Annotated in this window: 2 protein-coding genes and 1 CRISPR repeat array; of the genes, one reads left to right on the top strand and one right to left on the bottom strand. The window is 65.0% G+C overall.

The window, feature by feature from the left end:
- Window positions 1-14: 14 nt before the first annotated feature.
- A CRISPR array of direct repeats spans window positions 15-653; the repeat unit is 29 nt; unit sequence CGGTTCATCCCCACGTGCGTGGGGAACAC.
- Window positions 654-784: 131 nt separating this feature from the next.
- Window positions 785-3,514: a CRISPR-associated helicase Cas3' gene (gene cas3 / locus VKP01_RS09545; RefSeq protein ID WP_324411918.1), complete on the bottom strand. Its 2,730-nt coding sequence runs from the start codon at window positions 3,512-3,514 to the stop codon at window positions 785-787.
- A gap of 287 nt (window positions 3,515-3,801) precedes the next feature.
- On the opposite strand from cas3, the gene VKP01_RS09540 reads away from it, so the two are divergent.
- Window positions 3,802-4,652 (top strand): tyrosine-type recombinase/integrase (locus VKP01_RS09540; protein WP_324411917.1); only part of this gene is annotated, 851 nt, incomplete at its 3' end.

The raw sequence follows: 4,652 nt of genomic DNA, 5'->3' as shown, positions 1-4,652 counted from the left end.
CGGAATTCGTCCAACGGTTCATCCCCACGTGCGTGGGGAACACCTGATCATCGAGGACAAGGGCAGCGGCATATCCGGTTCATCCCCACGTGCGTGGGGAACACTGACGTGTTCCAGTCCAGCGACGAGAATGACCCGGTTCATCCCCACGTGCGTGGGGAACACGACAACCGCATGGTTCTTCGGTATATTGTACCCGGTTCATCCCCACGTGCGTGGGGAACACGTTGAGATGGGTCGCAAGGGCATCGGCATTGAAGGTTCATCCCCACGTGCGTGGGGAACACCGCACGACCGCGCAACGAGCGACACGCGATGTCGGTTCATCCCCACGTGCGTGGGGAACACCCTTTGAGTTCGCCTACCAGTGGACCAGCCTGCGGTTCATCCCCACGTGCGTGGGGAACACGCATGATGGAAGGGCTTTTCACGGGCAAGGCACGGTTCATCCCCACGTGCGTGGGGAACACACGACGCAGACGCCCTTGCAGCGCTCCCATGCCGGTTCATCCCCACGTGCGTGGGGAACACATTCTTGCAGGCGCCGGGTTCGCCCTTGCCTGCGGTTCATCCCCACGTGCGTGGGGAACACCTCTCTGCGCAGGACAGCCGCGCAGCCGCGATCGGTTCATCCCCACGTGCGTGGGGAACACTCTTCCGAGAAGTGATTGATTTCACGTATCAATTTCGATGTCAAAGAGCCTACCGGCTGATTCCCGGTTTGTTCTTAAGGGTCAATCTGCCCTGAAACCGGGGTGGATTGCAAGCTTCTGTTGCGGGTGAATCAGGGCATCGTGAAACCGTCGAAAGGGTCGTAGCGGCCTTCGAGGACATCGTCGCCGCTGCCTTGGCAGGTGAAACGCCAGCCCGAATCGCAGTCGCGCGTCAGCACGACGATGCGGGCGTGGATACCCCGGCTTGCGAAGCGCTCCTCGAGCGCATGCGCCTGCCGCTCGATCTCCGGCGCAAGGCCTGCGCGGGGGCGGAACCGATTCTGGCGGATGGCGACTTCCGACAGGGACCAGGCACGGCGCGGGTCAGGATCCGGATCCGCTTCGAAGTCCGCCTCGGAGCCTGCATCGCAGACCGTCTCGGCATGCAGTGGCGCCAGCGCGCCGCCCTCCCCGATCACCGCGAGGCGCAGCGTCACGCTTTCATCGCCCTCGCGCGTCGGCGTCACCGTGTCGGGCCCCCATGCTCCGGATTCAGGGGCGTAACCGGGGGCGAAATCGATCACGTTGAGGCCGGCAAAGGCCCGGCTAGCCAGATCTCGCCCGGCCTGCTCGTCCGCGCTTGCCTGCAGGGATGGGGGCGCATCCAGACTCGCATCGGGCGCATAGACCGCCTCGATCAGCCCGCGCAGGTCCTCCGGCACCCGCATCACCGGCTGCGCGAACAGGGCTCGCGCCGAAAGCCAGAGCCGGGCATGATCGCGGTAGACATATTGTCCGATCGGGAAGAGTCGCCCATACCAGTCCGCCGGCGCATCCACTCCAGGGTCCGGCGCGACGACGGCGAGTTCCGGGCCCGGAACCGGACGGGCGCCGCGCGCGTGCCGCCACAGCCGCCCGGCGCGCTGGATCATCAGGTCGATCGGCGCGAGATCCGTAAGCATTACGTCGAAATCGAGATCGAGGGATTGCTCAACCACCTGGGTCGCGACGAGCACCCGCCCTGCCCGCTCATCCGGTCGTGACGCCTTGCCGAAACGTGTGACCACCCGCTCCTCGATGGCAAGTCTGTCGGCCATCGAGAAGCGGGCGTGAAACAGATCGACCGCCAGCCCCTGCCCGCGCAGAAACCGGGCGGCCTGGATCGCATCATCGACGGTGTTGCGGATCCAGGCCACCGCGGCGCCGGCGCGCGCAGCCCGGATGATCCGCTCCTGCGCCGTCTCCGGCGTATCGACGCGCGTCACCGTAATCGCGCGGGCAAGATCGGCCCTTGCCGCGAGAGGAGTGATCACGGGTGCGCCTGCCAGCGTGCCGGATACGGCGGTGGCGCAGGGATACGGAGTTGCGGCGCCCTCCGGCGCGCTCTTGCCATAGGCTCGGATCAGCCGCGCACGCATGGCCGCCGGGAGCGTTGCGGAGAGGATGATCACCGGCGCATCAAGCCGCGCCTGATGCGCCACCAACGCCTCGATCTCCGCCTGCATATAGGCGTCATAGGCATGGGCCTCGTCGATGATCAGTACCTGCCGCGACAGGCCGAGCTGGCGGATCGCCGCGTGCTTGACGGGGAGCACCGCGAGCAGGGCCTGGTCGATCGTGCCGACGCCGATCTCCGCCAGAAAGGCGCGCCGACGGTCATCCGCCAGCCAGCGCGTACAGGCCGCCGAGGCTGTCTCGTCCTCGTCCGCATCCGCGCTTGGGGCACCGCCATAGCCGACCTCCTCCCGCCGCGCCGCCAGCGCAATGGAGCGGATGAAGGCCGCGTCGAGATTGCGCGCTCCATGGGCGAGGACGATGCTCGGTCGCGCGCCCGGCGCATAGAGAGCGCGATAGGCCGCCCCGAGGCGGCGATAGAGGCCGTTTGCCGTCGCCATGGTGGGCAGTGCCACGTAGATACCGCCCGCGCGCCCCGCCTGCATCAGGCGATGCGCGAGGATCAGCGCCGCCTCGGTCTTGCCGGAGCCGGTGACGTCCTCGATGATGAAAAGACCAGAGCCCTCGCAATCCACCTGCGCCGCCCATTCCTGCGCCTGTGTCGGCGTGAAGGCGCCGCCGCTGACAATGGCGAGACTGTCTCCGCGCGCCACCTGCGCGCGCTCCAGGCCGCTCGCCGCAATAGCCGCTTTCGCTTGCGGGATTGCGTGATTGCCCCAATAATCGAGCCAGGAGATGTCCGAGTCGGCATAGGGGAAATGCCGCTGATCCGAGCCGATCCAGTCGGCGAGCGCCACGAGCCCGGCGAGACGCCAGGACAAGGCCGTTTCAGCGCCTTGCGCGATCGGCGGCAGCACCGGGCCTTCGAACAGCGTCATCACGCGTTCCACGAGCGCGCGCGCCGCCTTCGCTCCAGCCTCGTCGGGTCGCCCGAGATGCACACTGAGATCGACCAGCCCAGGGACCGGTCGGCCATGATGGCCGAAGACGGGGCCGAGCAGGAAAGCGCGCTCGAACTCGTTCTGGCCGAGAAGCGGCGCGAACGCCATCCCGCAAAAGCGTGCGTCTTCCACCATCGCGTATCCGACGGCGCTATGGTTGCACGCCACCGCACGCGGCGGGCCGAGCAGAATGTGCGGGTAGACGTCCGGTGCCTTGGACTGGAAGGTTCGCGCGCATTTTCCGAGATCGTGCAAGGCGACCAAAGCCGCGAGACCGTTGATCGCTTCATCGGCATCGCCGTCGAAAGACGTCGCGAGCCCGGCACGCTGCTCGGGCCAGATCTGGATCAGCCTCAAGAAAGTTGCTGCGACGTCGAGGCTGTGCCAGGCGAGTGGGTGATACGGCATGATCTGACGCAAGCTTGCATCGCCCGCACCAGGCTGCGCCTTGCCCCAGATCTGCATGACGCCATCATATGAAAAGAACCGAATCACCACCTTACGTTCCTCAAAAAAGGTCAATCGTTATCCTGAAATAAAAACAGCTTTGCAGGCAATTCCCGACTTGACCGACCTATCAGATGCGAGAGCAATGAATATTTGTGTCTGCAAATGATGCGCGTACAGCTGATTGGCGCCTGCGTCGACTACTCGGCGTACTCAGCAACCCCGATTAGGGACTTTTACTCGACTGCTCCATTTTCCCCACAGGCGCGCTATACCGGTCCCGCACACGCTTGAGGGGACCCATCATGACCGTATTCTTCAACAAAGTGCGCGAGCGTTGGCAGTACGATTTCCAGCGTCACGGAGAGCGCTATCAAGGCTACTGCATCGACCCGGAACCGGGAGAGCCGGCAAAGACGAAGCGTCAGGCGCAGGCGATCGAGGCGCTGCTGAAGGCCCGCGCCGGCAAAGGACCGATCAAGGAAACGCGATCCGGGCCGGTTGCTGCGGTCACTTTCGCAGAGGTGATCGCCTCCTACGCCGAAAACCACGCGCGGTATTGCCGCACGTGGACGACGATGCGGTATCAGCTTCGGGAACTGGTCGATTTCTTCGGCCTCGAAACGCCCGCCGAAGACATCCGCCTGGAAGACATTGAGCGCTATATCACTTGGTCCCGGCAACAGCCTGTCCGGAAGTACAAGGGCGGTCAGAGGGCCGGGTGCGGCGATTTCCTCGACACGGGGGCGAAGCGCTCGCCAAGCACGATCAACAATCATCTCGTCCTGTTCGCCGCCGCCATGGCCCGCGCCCGGAAGCAGGGCCTCATACGGCATGTTGTCGATGTTCCCCGCCTGCGGGTCCCGCGTGACCTCCCGCTCCCCCTGCGTCCCAATGACGCGGCGAAGATACTCGCGCAGGCAGAGCCGCATCTACGTGACGTCATCGTGCTCTGCATGACGACCGGGATGCGCCTTCAGGAATGCTTGTCCCTTCGCTGGAAGCAGGTCGATCTGGACAGGGCCGTCATCACACTCGACAGCAGCACCAAGGCCGGCAAGGGTCGCGCCGTGTATCTGGGCGATCAGGCGCAGGCTACCCTGACCCGGCTCGCATCCGAGCGCCCAGAAGGTGCGGATCACGTGATCCTCTACCG

This window comes from Saliniramus sp. (assembly GCF_035311605.1).
Lineage (GTDB): Bacteria > Pseudomonadota > Alphaproteobacteria > Rhizobiales > Beijerinckiaceae > Saliniramus.
This window is presented reverse-complemented; position numbering and strand designations above follow the sequence as displayed.